This is a genomic window from Wolbachia endosymbiont (group A) of Limnophora tigrina (assembly GCF_964263225.1).
Taxonomy (GTDB): domain Bacteria; phylum Pseudomonadota; class Alphaproteobacteria; order Rickettsiales; family Anaplasmataceae; genus Wolbachia.
Genome location: NZ_OZ181654.1, coordinates 1,473,001 through 1,491,832 on the forward strand (window position 1 = coordinate 1,473,001; position 18,832 = coordinate 1,491,832).

At 34.8% G+C, this 18,832-nt stretch carries 14 protein-coding genes and 2 rRNA genes; 9 read left to right on the forward strand and 7 right to left on the reverse strand.

All coding sequences use genetic code 11. From position 1 onward, the window contains the following. The first annotated feature begins 43 nt into the window (after positions 1-43). Both ACE38P_RS06910 and ruvC read left to right on the forward strand, forming a co-directional pair. Positions 44-871 (forward strand): cytochrome c oxidase subunit 3, encoded by an 828-nt coding sequence (locus ACE38P_RS06910; protein WP_064085978.1) that lies wholly within the window; start codon positions 44-46, stop codon positions 869-871. Next, positions 872-1,360, forward strand: a complete 489-nt coding sequence (ruvC, locus tag ACE38P_RS06915; RefSeq protein ID WP_264336920.1) for a crossover junction endodeoxyribonuclease RuvC — start codon at positions 872-874, stop codon at positions 1,358-1,360. Between the two features lie 25 nt (positions 1,361-1,385). Here the strand turns inward: ruvC and ruvX are convergent, their stop codons facing one another. The 3 genes from ruvX to ACE38P_RS06930 are packed head-to-tail and all read right to left on the reverse strand — an operon-like array spanning position 1,386 to position 4,814. After that, positions 1,386-1,853 (reverse strand): Holliday junction resolvase RuvX, encoded by a 468-nt coding sequence (gene ruvX / locus ACE38P_RS06920; protein ID WP_264336921.1) that lies wholly within the window; start codon positions 1,851-1,853, stop codon positions 1,386-1,388. A gap of 57 nt (positions 1,854-1,910) precedes the next feature. Further along, positions 1,911-3,695 carry a ribonucleoside-diphosphate reductase subunit alpha gene (locus ACE38P_RS06925; protein WP_374699758.1) on the reverse strand — a complete coding sequence of 595 codons (1,785 nt, stop codon included), beginning with the start codon at positions 3,693-3,695 and terminating at the stop codon, positions 1,911-1,913. 48 nt (positions 3,696-3,743) lie between these two features. After that, a complete protein-coding gene (locus ACE38P_RS06930; RefSeq protein ID WP_374699759.1) occupies positions 3,744-4,814 on the reverse strand; it encodes a class I SAM-dependent DNA methyltransferase in 1,071 nt (356 codons plus the stop codon). Between the two features lie 331 nt (positions 4,815-5,145). Between ACE38P_RS06930 and ACE38P_RS06935 the strand changes: the two genes are divergently transcribed. From ACE38P_RS06935 to tnpC (ACE38P_RS06950), 4 genes are all read left to right on the forward strand, one after another. Beyond that, a 23S ribosomal RNA gene (locus tag ACE38P_RS06935) occupies positions 5,146-7,910 on the forward strand. 67 nt (positions 7,911-7,977) lie between these two features. Then, positions 7,978-8,084: ribosomal RNA gene (gene rrf / locus ACE38P_RS06940) — 5S ribosomal RNA — on the forward strand. 829 nt (positions 8,085-8,913) lie between these two features. Further along, the gene (tnpC, locus tag ACE38P_RS06945) at positions 8,914-10,296 is read left to right on the forward strand and encodes an IS66 family transposase (protein ID WP_374699286.1); all 1,383 of its coding nucleotides are present in this window, start codon (positions 8,914-8,916) and stop codon (positions 10,294-10,296) included. A gap of 108 nt (positions 10,297-10,404) precedes the next feature. Beyond that, entirely contained in the window at positions 10,405-11,787 is a 1,383-nt protein-coding gene (tnpC, locus tag ACE38P_RS06950; protein WP_374699286.1) for an IS66 family transposase, read from the forward strand. A gap of 312 nt (positions 11,788-12,099) precedes the next feature. Here the strand turns inward: tnpC (ACE38P_RS06950) and ACE38P_RS06955 are convergent, their stop codons facing one another. The 3 genes from ACE38P_RS06955 to rpmH all read right to left on the reverse strand — a co-directional run bounded on the left by ACE38P_RS06955 (position 12,100) and on the right by rpmH (position 12,878). Then, positions 12,100-12,309 (reverse strand): hypothetical protein, encoded by a 210-nt coding sequence (locus ACE38P_RS06955; protein WP_264686664.1) that lies wholly within the window; start codon positions 12,307-12,309, stop codon positions 12,100-12,102. A 73-nt stretch (positions 12,310-12,382) separates the two neighbouring features. After that, the gene (rnpA, locus tag ACE38P_RS06960) at positions 12,383-12,760 is read right to left on the reverse strand and encodes a ribonuclease P protein component (RefSeq protein WP_374699832.1); all 378 of its coding nucleotides are present in this window, start codon (positions 12,758-12,760) and stop codon (positions 12,383-12,385) included. Next, positions 12,744-12,878: a 50S ribosomal protein L34 gene (gene rpmH / locus ACE38P_RS06965; protein WP_010404613.1), complete on the reverse strand. Its 135-nt coding sequence runs from the start codon at positions 12,876-12,878 to the stop codon at positions 12,744-12,746. Before rpmH ends, rnpA begins: the two co-directional genes overlap by 17 nt. Positions 12,879-12,985: 107 nt before the next feature. Between rpmH and pstC the strand changes: the two genes are divergently transcribed. From pstC to ACE38P_RS06980, 3 genes are all read left to right on the forward strand, one after another. Then, positions 12,986-14,074, forward strand: a complete 1,089-nt coding sequence (pstC, locus tag ACE38P_RS06970) for a phosphate ABC transporter permease subunit PstC (RefSeq protein ID WP_264375924.1) — start codon at positions 12,986-12,988, stop codon at positions 14,072-14,074. A gap of 94 nt (positions 14,075-14,168) precedes the next feature. Beyond that, positions 14,169-15,605 carry a F0F1 ATP synthase subunit beta gene (gene atpD / locus ACE38P_RS06975; RefSeq protein WP_029237661.1) on the forward strand — a complete coding sequence of 479 codons (1,437 nt, stop codon included), beginning with the start codon at positions 14,169-14,171 and terminating at the stop codon, positions 15,603-15,605. A 5-nt stretch (positions 15,606-15,610) separates the two neighbouring features. Further along, positions 15,611-15,952, forward strand: coding sequence for a F0F1 ATP synthase subunit epsilon (locus ACE38P_RS06980; RefSeq protein WP_010404622.1), 342 nt, complete (start codon positions 15,611-15,613; stop codon positions 15,950-15,952). Between the two features lie 361 nt (positions 15,953-16,313). Here the strand turns inward: ACE38P_RS06980 and ACE38P_RS06985 are convergent, their stop codons facing one another. After that, positions 16,314-18,563 (reverse strand): hypothetical protein, encoded by a 2,250-nt coding sequence (locus ACE38P_RS06985; RefSeq protein WP_374699760.1) that lies wholly within the window; start codon positions 18,561-18,563, stop codon positions 16,314-16,316. Positions 18,564-18,832: the final 269 nt, after the last annotated feature.

Consider the following 18,832-nt stretch of genomic DNA (forward strand, 5'->3'; position numbering starts at 1 on the left):
TTTAAGCTAATTTGTATGCTTAATACGTATTTTTGAAGATGATATGAAAAGTAAAGAACATGATTTTCATTTAGTGGACCCAAGTCCCTGGCCAATTGCTATATCAGCAGCAATTTTTGTTCTTGCACTTGGGTTAGTTGGTGTATTTCATAAACAAACTTCTGGAATATTTGGTTTAGTTTTAGGAATCTCTGCAGTATCAGGTGTACTGTTTTATTGGTGGAGAGATGTAATAAGAGAAGCAATTTATGATAAATGCCATACTGCCATTGTAAAACATGGACTCAAGCTTGCAATGTACTTATTTATCCTCTCGGAAGTTGTGTTTTTTATAGCGTTCTTTTGTTCATTCTTTAAAGCCTGGCTTGATCCGGTTTTTTTATTTGAAGCGTTTTCTCCTACAAAAAAAGTTGAATGGCCCCCTGAAGGGATTTTACCACCGGATCCGTGGTCGTTACCATTTATGAATACACTAATATTATTGCTTTCTGGTACAACAATTACTTCAGCACATCATTTTTTACTTGAAAATGATAAAAAAAGCATGATTAAAATGCTGTCTATAACTATATTGCTTGGGATGTTCTTTATAATAGTGCAAGCAATCGAATATCATGAAGCAAGTTTTTCTTTGCGAGAAACAGGAGAAAAACTTATTTATACATCCAACTTTTACATGATTACTGGTTTTCATTGTGTGCATGTTATAATAGGAATAATATTTTTGTCAGTATGCTTATTTAGAGCTCGAAAAGGTCAATTTACACCTCAAGATCACTTATGCTTTGAGTTTGCTTCTTGGTATTGGCACTTTGTCGATCTAGTCTGGATATTTTTATTTCTGTTTATTTATTGGTTAAGCCTTTATTAAGTGATTAAAATAATAGGCCTAGATCCAGGGATGAGTAAGACTGGTTGGGCCATTATTAGACTGGAAGAAAAGAATAATATTAAATTTTTGGGTGGCGGTACCATATCAACTGATGGTAAATTGGGTGTAGGTGAACGTCTACATATAATTTTTGAACAATTAAAGAAAGTAATTTTCCTATACTCTCCAAATGAAGCTGCTGTGGAAAAAATTTTTATTAATAAGAATCCAAAATCTTCGCTAACTTTAGGATATGCAAGAGCAATTGCAATTTTAATATTACGAATGACGGATTTACCCATGAATGAATATGATGCAAACTATATAAAAAAGAGCATTACTGGAAATGGTCATGCTGATAAGGGTCAGATTATATTTATGGTAAAGCAAATAGTTAAAAGCTCAAATATAAAATGTCACCATACTGCTGATGCTCTTGCTACAGCAATTTGTCATGCTTATACGAAAAATTTTTGTTTTATTGAGTAGTTTTACATGAATTCAGTTTAAAAAACTATTTGATGGCGTTTATCTTATCTAATGTTTGTTGTAGAATAATACATGCAGCAATTTTATCATCTATTTTTTTTGATTTTGTGATTGATATTCCAATAATTTTTAGTGCGTGAGTTGCAAGAGATGTTGATAGACTTTCGTCTTGTAGGTATATGTGTACTTTGCATTTTTTTATTATTTTATTTGCAAACTGGATTATTACTTTGCACCATTCGGTCTCTTGTTCATCTATTGTGAATGGTAGTCCTATTACCATTGATCCAGCTTCATTTTCTTTAAGCATTCTATTTAGATAGCCTAAATCTTTGCTCATATTTCTTCTATAATATATACTATGAGCTGTAGCTATAAGCTGTGTTTTATCACTAAATGCTATGCCTATTTGTTTTTCTCCCATATCAAGGCACATTATACGTTTATCTCTTGGAATAGACTTTAGAAATTCATCTGGATTTCTATGTAGCATCTATGAAAACATAACTTTTGTACAATTATATTTTTGTGACAGTAAGTTATGTACAGTCTACTGGCATGATAGACATTCATCATAATTAATATCTGTTTTTTGTTGCAATATTTCACTTTTTTTGAATATGTCATGTGAGACCTTGTCAGCTCTCTGCATTGATTGTGATCTGCAGTAATACAAGCTTTTTAATCCTTTTTTCCAAGCAAGCATATGTATTTTGTGTAAGTAACGTTTATGCACATTGGCAGGTAAGAACAGATTTACTGATTGAGATTGACAAATATAAGGAGTTCTATCACTTGCATGTTCTATGATCCATTGTTGATCAAGTTCGTATGCTGTTTTAAATGTCAGTTTTTCATGCTTGCTAAGAAAATCTAAATGCTGAACAGAACCCTCATTTGTTGAAATTGAGGACCATGTTTCATCATTGTCTTGATTTTTTTCTGCTAGTAGTTTTTGCAAGAATTTATTTCGTACTACAAATGAACCTGTAAGTGTCTTCTGTATAAATACGTTTGCTGCATACGGCTCTATTCCAGGAGAAGTGTTGCCTGCGATAATCGAAATTGAGGCAGTTGGAGCAATAGCGAGCTTATGTGTAAACCTTTCCATTAGATCGATTTCTTTAGCGTCAAGACATGGCCCTTTTTCTTCTGCTAATTTTTTAGAAACTACATCTGCTTGCTCGCGCAAATGCTTAAATATTTTTTTATTCCATTGTTGGGCTGTTACTGATTCAAAAGGAACCATTTTACTTTGTAAAAATGAATGAAAGCCCATCACACCAAGACCGATACTACGCTCTCTTATTGCGGAATATTTTGCTCGCTGTATTTCATTTGGTGCGTGGTTTATGAAATCCTCTAATACATTATCAAGAAAACGCATTATATCTTCTATGAAAAGCTCATTATCTTTCCATTCTTCGTAGTATTCAAGATTTACGGATGATAAACAACATACAGCAGTGCGTGACTTTTTCAAGTGATCGTAACCTGTAGTTAAAGTTATTTCACTGCATAGGTTTGACATTTTGATGTCTAAGTTGAGCTTTTTGTAAGATTCTGGCTTATTGTTATTTGTTGCATCAAGGAAAATAATGTAAGGTTCTCCAGTTTCAACTCTTGCTGTTAATATTTTAATCCATATATCCCGTGCTTTTACTGTTGAAATAACTTTATTGTTATGAGGGCTTATTAAATCCCATTCTTGATCATCTTCAACAGCTTGCATAAACTTATCTGTTACTATTACAGCATGATGTATATTTAATGCTTTGCGATTTGGGTCACCACCAGTTGGCTTGCGTAAATCTAGAAACTCTTCTATTTCTGGATGCCATACAGGAAGATAAACTGCTGAGCTTCCTCTTCTTAAGGATCCTTGGCTGATTGCAAGCGTCAGAGCGTTTTGTACTACGATAAATGGCACAATTCCTGATGTTTTACCGCTACCTTTGACACTTTCACCAATTGAACGTAAATTTCCCCAATAACTACCTATTCCACCACCACGTGCAGCGAGCCAAACATTTTCATTCCATAGATCAACTATTCCCTTCAAGCTATCTTCAGTTTCATTAAGAAAGCAGGAAATAGGCAATCCTCTTTTGGTACCGCCGTTACTAAGTATTGGTGTTGAAGGCATGAACCACAAGTTGCTCATGTAATCATAAAGACGTTGTGCATGTTTTCTATCATCAGAATAGTAATTAGCAATACGTATAAAGAGATCTTGATAACTTTCATTTTCTATTAAATACCTATCCAATAGAACTGCTTTTCCAAAATCGGTTAATTTACTATCTTTTGCGTAATTAATAGTAATGTAATTCATAAGGCTCCTTTTATGATAATATAGAAATTTATTTGAGCGATTTCTCGATTAAGTTGTTGAATTTGTTTGTGGATGTTGTAATGCAAATAAGATACCATCAACCTGACTGCCATATATTTTACAGTAACTCATTTGACTTATTTGCATATTTGTTTCTTTTGCAACATGCTGAATATAATCTTCTGAATGACGAAAATAATCTCCTTTGTTTACAAAGTCAATACCTTTACCTTCCTTTCTTCTTACTAAACATACAATAACCCCTTTTTTGTTTGTCAATCCTTTTGCTAGTTCCAATTCTGCTAGAAAATCATGTAGATAGTGTAGCACTTCAGCAAAGATAATTACATCATACTGCTGGTTCTTCTCTTGTTTAAGAAACTCTTTCATTTCTGTATGTATTAACTCATCGTAAACAGGTTTACCTTTTATAAGGCATCCTCTTGCAATATTGAGCATTCTATTTGAGATGTCAACTCCTGTTATGCAACTTCTAATATTACTTATTTTTAGGAAGTGACCACATATTCCAGTACCGCAACCAAGGTCGAGTATATTCAGTTTAGAAGTGGAGTTGTTAAAGACTTTTGTAATTATCATGTGTACTAGTTCATGCCCTCTGTATTGTTTGGCAATTAGCCAATGCTCAACAAAATATTCACCTGTGTAATCAAAATATTGTTTTATGAGATTTTCAGGCAATTCTACGATATCTGATGTGTTTGTTATTTTTTTTAAGTAGTAAGAAGCTTCTTTGTGACTACTATCTAATTTTAGTGTCTTTGTTAAATAATTATAAGCTTTATTAGTATTTCCTACTGCAAAATGACATCTTCCAATATTATAACAGACTAGAGGTAAATTGGGGTAGAATATGCTAATTAACCAAAATCTTAACTTTGCATCTGATATATTACCTTTATAGAAGTGATATAACCCGATTTCAATGTTGGTATTTAACAGGTTTTTAGATTTTTCAAGAAATACTACAATTTCTTTATGGAGAGTATTGTATTTATCCATAATGAAATTTTTTACTTTTTTAATATTTAATAAGCCAGTGAGCTTAGATATACAATTTAAAGCAAAGTTTTTTATAAAAGATAGATTACTTTTCATACATTAGAAATACTCCAAATGTTCATTTTCATTTTTAGGTAACTAATTTTAACACATTTTATCTTACAAAATATCTTTTTCATTAATTTTTCTGTACATATCAATTTGTCGAATATTTCTCAGATTGTACTGTTTAAGATTGCTGGTATATTGTTGTTGATAATAATAGGTAAATGTTTTGTGTAAAAAGGCGTTGACATATGATTTATCAGATTGTAACATATAAAAGATTAGTTTTTAGATGTTTGAAAAGTTTTATGGTAGAGATTATTTAATCTCAATTCAATTGTAAGTTAATATTTAACTCTGCATATTCTACATATAGTCAGATAAATAAATTATTAAGAGCACTTGATGGATGCCTTGGCGTTAAGAGGCGATGAAGGACGTGGCAGGCTGCGATAAGCTGTGGGAAATTGTCAACAAATTTTGATCCGCAGATTTCCGAATGGGGAAACCCAACTAGCTTAGCTAGTTATTATATACTAAGTATATAAAGCAAACTTGGTGAACTGAAATATCTAAGTAGCCAAAGGAAAAGAAATCAACCGAGATTCTGTTAGTAGTGACGAGCGAAAGCGGAAAAGGCTAGTGATTTAAAAATAAGAATTAGAATACTCTGGAAATGGTAACCATAGAAGGTGATAGTCCTGTATAAATAGAAAGTTTTTAAATCCTTGAGTAGAGCGGGGCACGTGAAATCCTGTTTGAATATGGGGGGACCATCCTCCAAGCCTAAATACTCCTTAACGACCGATAGTGAACAAGTACCGTGAGGGAAAGGTGAAAAGAACCCCGGGAGGGGAGTGAAATAGAATCTGAAATCAAGTGCTTACAAACAGTTGGAGCTCTATATCAATTTATTGATATTTAGAGTGACAGCGTACCTTTTGCATAATGGGTCAGCGAGTTAATCTATGAAGCAAGCTTAAGCCGGTAGGTGTAGGCGTAGCGAAAGCAAGTCTGAATAGGGCGTTTAGTTTTATGGATTAGACCCGAAACCAAGTGATCTAGTCATGACCAGATTGAAGGTATGGTAAAACATACTGAAGGATCGAACCAGTTAATGTTGCAACATTATTGGATGAGTTGTGATTAGGGGTGAAAGGCCAATCAAACTTGGAAATAGCTGGTTCTCCGCGAAATCTATTTAGGTAGAGCGTTGTATGTATGTTGTTGGGGGTAGAGCACTGGATAGACTAGGGGGATTCATCATCTTACCAAATCTAACCAAACTCCGAATACCAACAATTAATTATACAGCAGACACACTACGGGTGCTAAGTCCGTGGTGGAAAGGGAAACAGCCCAGATCACTATCTAAGGTCCCAAAATTACAGCTAAGTGGGGAAGGAAGTGGAAAAACCATTACAGCTAGGAGGTTGGCTTGGAAGCAGCCATCCTTTAAAGAAAGCGTAACAGCTCACTTGTCTAAATAAGTTTTTCTGCACCGAAAATGTACCGGGGCTAAAGCTGTATACCGAAGATGTGGGTGCTTATTAATTTCGATTAATAGGCGCGGTAGCGGAGCGTTCCGTAAGTCTGTGAAGGCGGTTTGTGAAAACTGCTGGAGATATCGGAAGTGAGAATGCTGACATAAGTAGCGTAAAAGAGTGTGAAAAACACTCTCACCAAAAATCTAAGGGTTCCTACGTTAAGTTAATCTGCGTAGGGTTAGTCGGTTCCTAAGGCGAGTCCGTAAAGGAGTAGTCGATGGCAATTAGGTTAATATTCCTAAACCTCTTAAGTGTGACGGGTTTTGTATTTGTATAGGTCTTATTGGATTGATCTATGCTTAAAAGAAGCTCCAGGAAATAGCACTTATATTTATGAGGCCGTACCGTAAACCGACACTGGTGGATGAGTAGAGTATACTAAGGTGTTGAAAGAATGATGTTGAAGGAACTCGGCAAATTATACCTGTAACTTCGGAAGAAGGGTAACCTGCTTTTAGGCAACTATGAGTAGGTGGCACAAAATAGGGAGTAGCGACTGTTTACTAAAAACACAGGACTCTGCAAACACGTAAGTGGAAGTATAGGGTCTGACGCCTGCCCGGTGCTGGAAGGTTAATAGGAGGGGTGCAAGCTCTGAATTGAAGCCCCAGTAAACGGCGGCCGTAACACTGACGGTCCTAAGGTAGCGAAATTCCTTGTCGGGTAAGTTCCGACCCGCACGAATGGCGTAACGATTTCTCCACTGTCTCCAACATCACTTCAGCGAAATTGAATTCCCCGTGCAGATGCGGGGTACCCGCGGTTAGACGAAGAGACCCCGTGCACCTTTACTATAGCTTTACATTGCTATTAAAAGTGTGATGTGCAGGATAGGTGGGAGACTTTGAAGTTATGGCGCTAGCTATAATGGAGTCAACCTTGAGATACCACCCTTTACACTTTTGATATCTAACTACGTTTCATTATCTGGAACTAGGACATTGTATGGTGGGTAGTTTGACTGGGGCGGTCGCCTCCTAAAAAGTAACGGAGGCGTGCGAAGGTAAGCTAGAGCTGGTCGGAAATCAGCTTGATAGTACAATGGCATAAGCTTGCCTGACTGCGAGGCTGACAAGCCAAGCAGAGACGAAAGTCGGTCATAGTGATCCGGTGATTCTGTATGGAAGGGTCATCGCTCAACGGATAAAAGGTACGCCGGGGATAACAGGCTGATGGTGTTCGAGAGTTCATATCGACGACACCGTTTGGCACCTCGATGTCGACTCATCACATCCTGGGGCTGGAGAAGGTCCCAAGGGTTCGGCTGTTCGCCGATTAAAGTGTTACGTGAGTTGGGTTTAGAACGTCGTGAGACAGTTCGGTTTCTATCTGCCGTGGGTGAAGGAAATTTGAGAAGATCTGACTCTAGTACGAGAGGACCGAGATGGATATACCTCTGGTGTACCAGCTGTTATGCCAATAGCATCGCTGGGTAGCTATGTATAGATGGGATAATTGCTGAAAGCATATAAGCAAGAAACCCTCTTCAAAAAGATTTCCCAATTAAGGCCGTGGAAGACTACCACGTTGATAGGCTAGGTGTGGAAGCATGGTAACATGTGAAGCTAACTAGTACTAATAGCCTGATTGATTTATTTCCTTTCTATATGTGCATATGCAGTGTTAAATATTAAATTGAAATTTGTTAAGTCAGAAATTTTTATTGACTTGGTGACTATAGCAAAAATGAACCACCCGATCTCATTTCGAACTCGGAAGTGAAACTTTTTAGCGCCGATGATACTTAAAAAGGGAAAGTAGGTCGTTGCCAAGTTTATAAAAATTTCTTTTTATTTATATCTGTTCAGTAGAGCGATGAAACAAGGTAAACATAGAGTAGCTGTGAGGTAATATAACTGATCTTTTAGAACTTTGCGAAAACTTTAAAATAAAAGTAGAAAATTTAAAAGTAGAATTTGTCACCTATTTGCAAATGAGGAGAGAGATAGCAACATTTAACAAATCATCAAACAATTGGTCTTCCGAAAATCAAACTTTATATAATTGAATATTAATTAAGTTGTTGGAGATGAGGAGAAAGAAGAAGTAGCAAACTACCAAAAAGCAGATACATTTGGTCCAATAGTTAGGTGATAATTGTAGCACTCAGTGGATTTTATAAAAATTCAAAACGTGAAAATTATAAGTGATGTTTTTAATGTGAATTGAAAGCGTATCAAATAGTGAATATAGAATTCCCTCAAAATGCAAAAAGGTGTATGAGCAAATCGAATAAGAAAAGTGAGGTTTTGCGCATCAACGTGTTATAATAAAGGTAAACTTGGTTAGTGCTGAAGCAATACTGCAAGTTTTAAAGGGAAAGAAGATTTAAAAGACAGTGTATGTTGCAATCGTAATAGTCGCTGACAGGTACTTTGAAACATAGCTGGACTATTGAAGTTAAAATTCTGGGCTGTTACTTAAAAAACGCATCCACTGAATTATTTATGCTAAAAAAAGCTTTATTAAAAAATGAAACAGAAGTGTAAGAAAGTTGCAAAACGTATAAGGTATTACTTGAAGCGTGTCCGTTCAGCAGAGCGGCAAAATAAGGTAGACAAAGCAAGATAATAAAGATAATCATAGGGTAAATATGAGGTAATATGGTAAACCTTTTAGAACTCTGCAAAAATTTACAGCAAAAAATAGAAAAGTTAGAAGCAAAAATAGAAAGATTGGAAAGAGAGAATGAAAGTTTAAAAGCAGAGCATGAGGCTTTAAAGATAGAGAACGCTGAATTAAAGGAAAGGCTAGGTTTAAATTCAAAAAACTCATCAATTCCCAATTCAAAAGAATTATACAAAATGAAAAAGGAAAAGCCAAAAAGCGAAAGAAAGATTGGTGGTCAAGTTGGGCATAAGGGTAATTATCGTGCTAAAATGGAAGCAGATGAGGTGATAAAGATAGAGTTGTCACCTACTTGCGAATGCGGAGGGAAGATTGCAATATGCGAAAAACCTTATATTCATCAGAAAGTAGATCTTCCGGAGATTAAGGCTTATGTAATGGAATATCAGTTGGAACATGGCCGTTGTCAGAGATGCGGAAAAAGAAGAAGTAGCAAGTTACCAGAGGGTGTTACGCCAGATACATTTGGCCCAAGGGTTAAGTCAGTAGTTGCAGCACTCAGTGGGTTTTATAAAAATTCAAAGCGCGAAGTAGCTAGCATCATAAATGATATCTTCAATTTGAACATAAGCGTCGGTAGCATATCAAATAGTGAACATAGAGTTGCTTCAAAATGCAAAAAAATGTATGAGCAGATCGAACAAGAGATAAGTAGGAGTAAAGTTCTACATATTGATGAAACGAGCCATTATAACAAAGGTAAACTCGCTTGGTGTTGGATGTTTGCAAGCAATACGGCAAGTTTTGTGAAGTTGACAGAGTCAAGGGGAATGAAAGTTTTAAAAAATAGTGTATGCTGCAATCGTAATAGCTTGGTAGTAACCGACAGATATGCAGCATACAACTACTTTGCTGATGAAAGAAGGCAAATCTGTTGGGCACACTTAGCAAGGGATTTTGAAAGATTAGCGCATAGTTGGAAATTTGAAGTTAAAGTTCTGGGCTGTTACTTGAGAAATGTAGCCACTGAGTTATTTGCACTGAAAAAAGCTTTACTAAAAAATGAGATAGATGTTTCAAGATTTATTAGACGTGCCAAGAAATTGCGAAAACGTACAAGGTATTATTTGAAGGAAATATCTCGCTTACCTGAAGCAATTGGAGCGTCTCGAGTTGCAAAGAATATTTTGAAATCTGAAAGAATGATGTGGAAATTTTTAGATGACCCAGAAAATACTCCGCTGACAAATAATCACGCTGAACGGCAAATACGGCATTATGTCGTTTATCGCAAAAATTCATATTTTACACAATCAGAACGAGGAAACTCATTCCTTGAGCAAATAATTTCGTTATACTTAACATGGAAACAGAGGAGGCTAAACCCTTTTCACAATCTTCTATCTATCGTTTCTTAAACCACTCTGCTGAACGGATACCTTGAAGCGTGTCCGTTCAGCAGAGCGGCAAAATAAGGTAGACAAAGCAAGATAATAAAGATAATCATAGGGTAAATATGAGGTAATATGGTAAACCTTTTAGAACTCTGCAAAAATTTACAGCAAAAAATAGAAAAGTTAGAAGCAAAAATAGAAAGATTGGAAAGAGAGAATGAAAGTTTAAAAGCAGAGCATGAGGCTTTAAAGATAGAGAACGCTGAATTAAAGGAAAGGCTAGGTTTAAATTCAAAAAACTCATCAATTCCCAATTCAAAAGAATTATACAAAATGAAAAAGGAAAAGCCAAAAAGCGAAAGAAAGATTGGTGGTCAAGTTGGGCATAAGGGTAATTATCGTGCTAAAATGGAAGCAGATGAGGTGATAAAGATAGAGTTGTCACCTACTTGCGAATGCGGAGGGAAGATTGCAATATGCGAAAAACCTTATATTCATCAGAAAGTAGATCTTCCGGAGATTAAGGCTTATGTAATGGAATATCAGTTGGAACATGGCCGTTGTCAGAGATGCGGAAAAAGAAGAAGTAGCAAGTTACCAGAGGGTGTTACGCCAGATACATTTGGCCCAAGGGTTAAGTCAGTAGTTGCAGCACTCAGTGGGTTTTATAAAAATTCAAAGCGCGAAGTAGCTAGCATCATAAATGATATCTTCAATTTGAACATAAGCGTCGGTAGCATATCAAATAGTGAACATAGAGTTGCTTCAAAATGCAAAAAAATGTATGAGCAGATCGAACAAGAGATAAGTAGGAGTAAAGTTCTACATATTGATGAAACGAGCCATTATAACAAAGGTAAACTCGCTTGGTGTTGGATGTTTGCAAGCAATACGGCAAGTTTTGTGAAGTTGACAGAGTCAAGGGGAATGAAAGTTTTAAAAAATAGTGTATGCTGCAATCGTAATAGCTTGGTAGTAACCGACAGATATGCAGCATACAACTACTTTGCTGATGAAAGAAGGCAAATCTGTTGGGCACACTTAGCAAGGGATTTTGAAAGATTAGCGCATAGTTGGAAATTTGAAGTTAAAGTTCTGGGCTGTTACTTGAGAAATGTAGCCACTGAGTTATTTGCACTGAAAAAAGCTTTACTAAAAAATGAGATAGATGTTTCAAGATTTATTAGACGTGCCAAGAAATTGCGAAAACGTACAAGGTATTATTTGAAGGAAATATCTCGCTTACCTGAAGCAATTGGAGCGTCTCGAGTTGCAAAGAATATTTTGAAATCTGAAAGAATGATGTGGAAATTTTTAGATGACCCAGAAAATACTCCGCTGACAAATAATCACGCTGAACGGCAAATACGGCATTATGTCGTTTATCGCAAAAATTCATATTTTACACAATCAGAACGAGGAAACTCATTCCTTGAGCAAATAATTTCGTTATACTTAACATGGAAACAGAGGAGGCTAAACCCTTTTCACAATCTTCTATCTATCGTTTCTTAAACCACTCTGCTGAACGGATACCTTGAAGCTACCTATCTGAAGCAACTGGAGCTTTTCAAGTTGCGAAAAATATTTTAAAATCTGAAAGAATGATGTGAAATTTTTTAAGTAAACCAGAAAGTATTCCACTATCGCGCTGAACAGCAAATTAGGCATTATATCATTTACTGTAAAAGCTCATATTTTACGTAATCAGAGCTAGGAATTTGAAAGGATAATTTCATTATACTTAACATGTAAACAAAGAGAACTATACAATCCCCTGCCTATCGTTTCTTGAACCACTCCCCTGAACGGGTACTTTTACTTTTATCAAACTATTCTCTTATTGTAATAAGTTGCTTCTATATTCAAATTTAGCAACTTCCCTCTAGGATTATCCTTATTTTGTTCTAAGTATTGGCTTTGTTCAAATGCCATTCCCCATTGTGTACGATAGCTAGACTTTCTATATTCATAAAAACTCTCTTCAGCATTATTTGTATCGAGCTTTTTATCTTGTTTTCTTATACTCTCTACCATCAAGCACCCACATCTATTAATTTATTTTAAAAAGTTTACTTATCTTATCATAAAAAATATAGCTGTAAATACTTTAGTGAAAATTTCTTCTTATTTTATCTTTCTTTAAGCAAATATTGAGGTCTTTTTGTAAATTTTTATAGCCTGCTTGCATAATGTTTTTATGGGTTAGTATTATGTAATAGTATCCTACATTACTTATATTAGAAATGCTAACTTTAGTTAGCATTCGTAATTGCCTTTTTATTTTATTTCTTTTTGCTGCTTTTCCGACTTTTTTACTGATAGCCAGACCTACTCTAATAACATGAATATACTTTTCAGGTTCTCTTTCTTTTATAGCATATAGTGATATATATACCCCTCGATAAAAAAGACTGTCAGGTGCTAATCTGTTTTTAAAAGCAAAGGAAAACTCTTTTTTTTTATGCTTACTATGCGCATAATTTATTACACCCTAATGAGCGACGCTTATTAAGAATTTTTCTTCCAGCTTTTGTTGACATACGTGAACGAAATCCGTGTTTGTGCTTTTTTTTTAAATTTTTTGGTTGAAATGTTCTTTTCATTGTTTTTATATTAATATAACTATTTATTTTAAATTATTTTTCTCTATTGTCAAATAATGGTCAACTTCTATGGCATTCTTATTGAATAAAATTTGATATATGGAAAAATGAATTTAATTATAGGCGTACCTGTTTTACTAATCCTTTTATTTTGTTTGAGTAAGTTTCAAGCAGTAAGTAAAGTTAAGTCTTATATATATTTGAGTTGTATGTGGATGCTACCTTGTTTGTTAGCATTCTATGATGGTTATTTTATAACTTCTATTTCTATAGCGTTACTTTTTTTTATGCTGATTTTTATCTTTAAAGGTAAAAGAAATAAGATGGTAAAATTTTTGTTATTTATGGCTTTAGCAATATCACTTTTTATCACTTTATTTATAATGCTATCTATTTTTGTTCAGTCCATTTCTTTTTTTAATAAAGTAGCTATTTCAGAATTCTTATTTTGCTTAAAATGGAAGCATAATGTAGCTATTATTGGTGAAGGAGAGGTGGGGTGTTTTGGTATAGCGCCACTTTTAGTGGGGACATTACTTATAACTATTGTAGCAATGTTAGTTGCGGTGCCGCTTGGTTTATTTTCTGCAATATATATTAGTGAGTATGCGAGTGAAAAAGTGCGTTATGTTATTAATACAGCCTTACAGGTTTTGTCTGCTATTCCTACTGTTGTATATGGATACTTCTCAGTTGTATTTTTGTCTTTTTTTATAAAGCAGGTAGCGAATTTTTTTAATCTAAGTATACACTCAGAAAGTGCTTTGATTGCTGGTTTATCGATTGGAATAATGATTCTTCCTTTTATTATTTCTTTGCTTGAAGATGCTATAAGATCTGTTCCAAAAAGTTTACGTTATGGTTTTATGGCGCTTGGCGCAACACCAGCGGAAACTATATGGCATATAACAATACCTTATGCAATGCCTACAATTTTAAGTGCAGTTTTATTATCAATTTCAAGGGTGATAGGTGAAACAATGATTGTACTAATGGCTGTGGGAATCAATGCAAATTTGACCTTTAATCCTCTCAATTCAGTTACTACTATCACTGTACAAATTGCTACATTACTTACCGGAGATCAGGATTTCAATAGTGTGCAAACTCTTGCTGCTTATGCGCTTAGTTTGGTGCTGTTTGTTATTACTTGGCTATTGAATGCATTTGCACTATTTATAATGAAACGTAACTAGTAAGTGTTTTAATATTGCAAAATTTCTGTTAATAATATAAGATTTATTTTTTAGAAGTTCTTTTATAGAATTATAGTGTTAGGTGATGAAAGAGATGAATATAGGTAGAACGGTTAAGATAACTCAAGCAGTTGTTGATCTAAAATTTGAAGGCGAGTTACCTAAGATATTTAATGCTTTAAAAAGCAAACTAAAATGTAAGGGCAAGGAGCTAGTTTTAGAGGTTTCACAACATATAGGTGACAATATAGTTCGTTGCATTGCTATGGATAGCACAGATGGTATGTCAAGAGGTGATGAGTTTGTTGATACAGGTGCACCAATATCAGTTCCGGTTGGACGCTCAACTTTAGGAAGGATTTTTAATGTTGTAGGGGAGCTTATAGATGAGTGTGGTCCTTTAAAAGGAAAGTATAATTTAGAACCTATACATAGATCACCTCCAAGTTTTACCGAGCAGAAGATACAGGAAGAGGTTTTAGTTACAGGAATAAAGGTTATAGATCTTCTTGCTCCTTATCTTAAAGGAGGAAAAATTGGCTTATTTGGTGGAGCTGGTGTTGGTAAAACAGTTCTGATAATGGAGCTGATTAACAACATAGCAAAAGCTCATAAAGGATTTTCTGTGTTTGCCGGAGTAGGAGAGAGAACGCGTGAAGGTAATGATCTTTATAACGAGATGATTACTTCGAATGTAATAGATATAAATGAGCACGAAAAATCTCAAGCCGTTTTGGTTTATGGTCAAATGAATGAACCTCCTGGAGCAAGAGCTAGGGTTGCTTTAACAGCACTAACTATGGCGGAGTATTTTCGTGATCATGAAAATCAAGATGTTCTATTTTTTGTAGATAATATCTTCCGTTTTACTCAAGCTGGCTCTGAAATTTCTGCTTTGCTTGGAAGAATACCGTCGGCTGTTGGTTATCAGCCAACTCTTGCGACTGATATGGGCGCTATGCAAGAGAGAATAGCCTCAACTACTGCTGGTTCTATTACTTCTGTACAGGCTATATATGTTCCTGCAGACGATTTGACCGATCCAGCTCCAGCAACGACATTCTCTCATCTTGATGCAACCACAGTGTTGTCAAGGCAGATAGCTGAAATGGGTATATATCCTGCTGTTGATCCACTTGACTCAACTTCTCAGTCTTTATCTGCTGAAATCATTGGTGAAGAGCATTATAATGTGGCTTCTGAAGTGAAACGTATATTGCAAACTTATAAGTCGCTGCAAGATATTATCGCAATACTTGGTATGGATGAACTATCTGATGAAGATAAAATTATTGTTGATAGAGCTCGTAAAATTCAGAAGTTTCTTTCTCAACCTTTTCATGTTGCGGAGGTATTTACTGGCATGTCTGGCAAATTTGTTTCACTTTCTGATACTATTTCTAGTTTTAAAGGAATTATTGAAGGTAAATATGATCACCTGCCAGAAGCTGCTTTTTATATGGTGGGAAGTATAAGTGAAGCAATAGAAAAGGCTGAATCAATAAAAGCTGAAGTTGGAGCCGGACATTAAAGATTATGAACACTTTTAAGGTGCAATTTTTTTCTCCTGATAATCGAATTTCATTCGATGAAGTGGTTTCGCTTTCAGTGAATGGGCTTGAAGGAGAGCTAGTGATTTTAGCTTACCATTCTCCTTACTTAATTTATTTATTGCCTGGTATAATTACTGTTCAAATGAGTAACCAGACAAAGGAAAAAGTTGTAATTGATAATGGTATATTAGAGGTTGCAAATAATAATTGTAGCATTATAACGAATCAAATTCAGGTTTTTGATCATTTGACTCATGATGAGGAATCATTAAAAAATAAGAGAGTTGGTATATATTTAAGTTATCTTGATGTCAAATCTCTTTAGGGGCTCTTTTTGTGTTCAAGAAATGAGTTTACTCTTGTCATTCCCACTTCAAGTAGCTGACACACAACTGTACGAACATTATGGTTCAGGGAAGATGTCATTCCAGTATCTTCCTTCTTGTCATCCCAGTGCGTGACACTGGGATCCAGATATAAAAAGTATTTGCAAATTATGCAGTAAACAATAGTTCTTAAGGACATATGTCAAAAACAATGTCCAAAAACTAGATCCCAGTGTCACGCACTGGCATGACATTGTTTATTATGTGCCGTATTGCAATGTTCGTACAGCTATGTGTTACACTACTCGGATGACAAGAGGGGCTACTTGAATAAAGAAGCCGCTGGTCTCATGTGCATCTTTAAACATTTCCACGCTGACTTTGGCTACACACCTTTGAGGGACTGCTGATTAAGTCTAGAAGTGAATTACAGTGATCGCTATGAAATGCGCTATCAAGGCTTAAAGACCTAGATTTTTTTTCTGAATCATCAATTTTCTCTGTAAGCTGGTAAAACATTTTTGAATTATTATCAAAAACTTCCTTTTTATTAACAAGTACTTGATCAATTACTGGACTTAACAGTTCTACTTGGCTATTTAAGTATTGCACTGTACCGTTTAGCTCTTTTTTTTCTCTTATTAATCTTTCAATCTCATCTTCATATTCTTTAAACTTTAATTCCAGTGATGGACGGTACTTATTAACTATTTCTTCTTCTATCTCCTGCCGTAATTGCCCTCTTATTGTCTCGATCTGCTCATCTTTAAGCTCTAGCTCGTTCTTTAACGTTTCAAAATCCCACGTTAGCTGATCTGCCTCTTGTTCATCAGATTCCAAATGTGCGTTATGCTCATTTTCTAAATTTTGTATTTGAGATTTATAACTCGCTATACACTTATCCCTTGCACTTATCATGTGTTCTGCTTCCTCTATCTCTTCCTCTTTTTTTTCAAACTGGTTCAATTTACCTTGTAGTTTCTCTTGTTCTGCATTAGCAGTTTTTAGCTTTTCCTTCAGTTCTTCTACCTTTTCTTCCAGTTCCTTATTTTTTCCATAAATTTCTTGAATTTTCTGCTCTTGCTCCTTATTGAGCTGGATTATTCGCTCATCTGTTTTACTCATTTCTTTCTCAAGTCTTTGTTCCTTTTCTTTACACTCAACTTGTAAATCATTGCACTGTTCCTCCAATTCCTCAATTTTTTGCTTAGCCTCCACGAGTTCTTGTTCTGATTCTACTTGCTTTGCTTTTAACATTTGATTTGCTTCTTTCAGTAATAATAACTCTTCTTTCAAATCTGATATTTGTTGTTCACTGCTTTCTTTTGTACTATTGCTATAGTGTTCTAATTGATCAAGCTTGTCTTCCAAACTATACTTTTCTTCTTTCAGTTGATTTAATTCCTCGTGCAATTTTCTTAACTCACTTATCAACTCTTCTTTTCCTGCATTGGCAACTTCCAGCTTTTTCTTCAGGTCTTTCTTTTCTTCATATGCACCTTCAAGTTCTTGCGCTCTTTCTTGCAGCTCTGTTGACATATTTGCTAGCTTTGCATTTTTTTGCTTTTCTTCTCCAAGTTCATTCTGTAAATCACTATTATGCTTTTCAAATTCTTGCTTGGCCTCTTCGAGCCTATGCTGTAAATTGTTCCTCTGCTCATTTAATTCTCTAATTTCTTGCTCAGCTTTTGTAAGCTTTTGATCTAGTTGTTGTGAATTAACTTCTGTTTGAGTTGCAATTGCCTGAGTTGCAATCTGCTGTGGATTAACCTCTGATACATTGTTGCTAGTGAAAGAAAGAATAGGATTGCTTTTAGCATCATTTTCAAGATCTTTCAGCTTTTCGTCTTGATTGATTACGATATGTTCGTTATTTTGCAGATTACTAACAGCCGGTGCAATGTTAGCATTTTTGTTCTTTTTCAATAATGCTTTTACAGCATCATGTAGAGAGAGGCCTTGAATATATAATTCCTCATTTTGTCTTATTAATTCCCAAAACTCCTCAGGTGGCGATTCAAAATCTTTACCATTAAACTGTAGTACTTTAGTTATACCAGAATTACTTACATTCATAACCATAGTACAGGTAAAAGTTTTCCCATCCTTGTCCTGCACAGGCCAAGTGCTTGTCATTTCATAATATGCACCCTCTTTAAATTCATAATGTCTTTCCTTACCTTTTCGGTAAGCGTATATGTCATGCTTTTTATCGCAATAGATATTCAATGTGCTAATATCCCTTTCTTGCTGTAAGATATCACTAATTCTTATTGGCTCACTTCTATTGTAATTAATAAGATTAATGTTTAACACTTTATCAGAATTGTTAGTTTCTACATAAAAAGCTCGAAGGTCTATGTCTTTGTCTCTAAAATACTTACTTACAGCTTTTTTTGCCTGATTTGCTAATTCTATAAAGTTTTTTTTAAAGCTCTTGTTGAAAGATAGATCTATATATGCTTGCTTAAAATTTTCATCATTTGTTAAATCCATGAGCAAGTCATAAACCTCCCATTTTTCCTGACAATGTTCTTCTAAAACAGTAATGCTATTTTTTCTTTTCAGCTCTGCTAATATGTTTTTCAATGTCGGGAAATTTGTTGACATAGTATACCCCTTGTTACTATTGTTCTGATAATATATTTACTTTAGGAGTGATTAACTCCTTTTATATTAACCTTTTTAGTTGAATTTAATTGCGAGCGTTAAACTCGAACTTAGTCATTTTGTTTATTGTTCCTCACTACCTATTTGTGTTACTATACTAATAGTAGCACTAAGTTTTAGGCTATGCAAGAATTTCTATTGAACGTAAAGCTAGTAAACTTCAGAAATTGGTTATGCTAATTTTGTTAATAAAATGCAACCAATTAAGG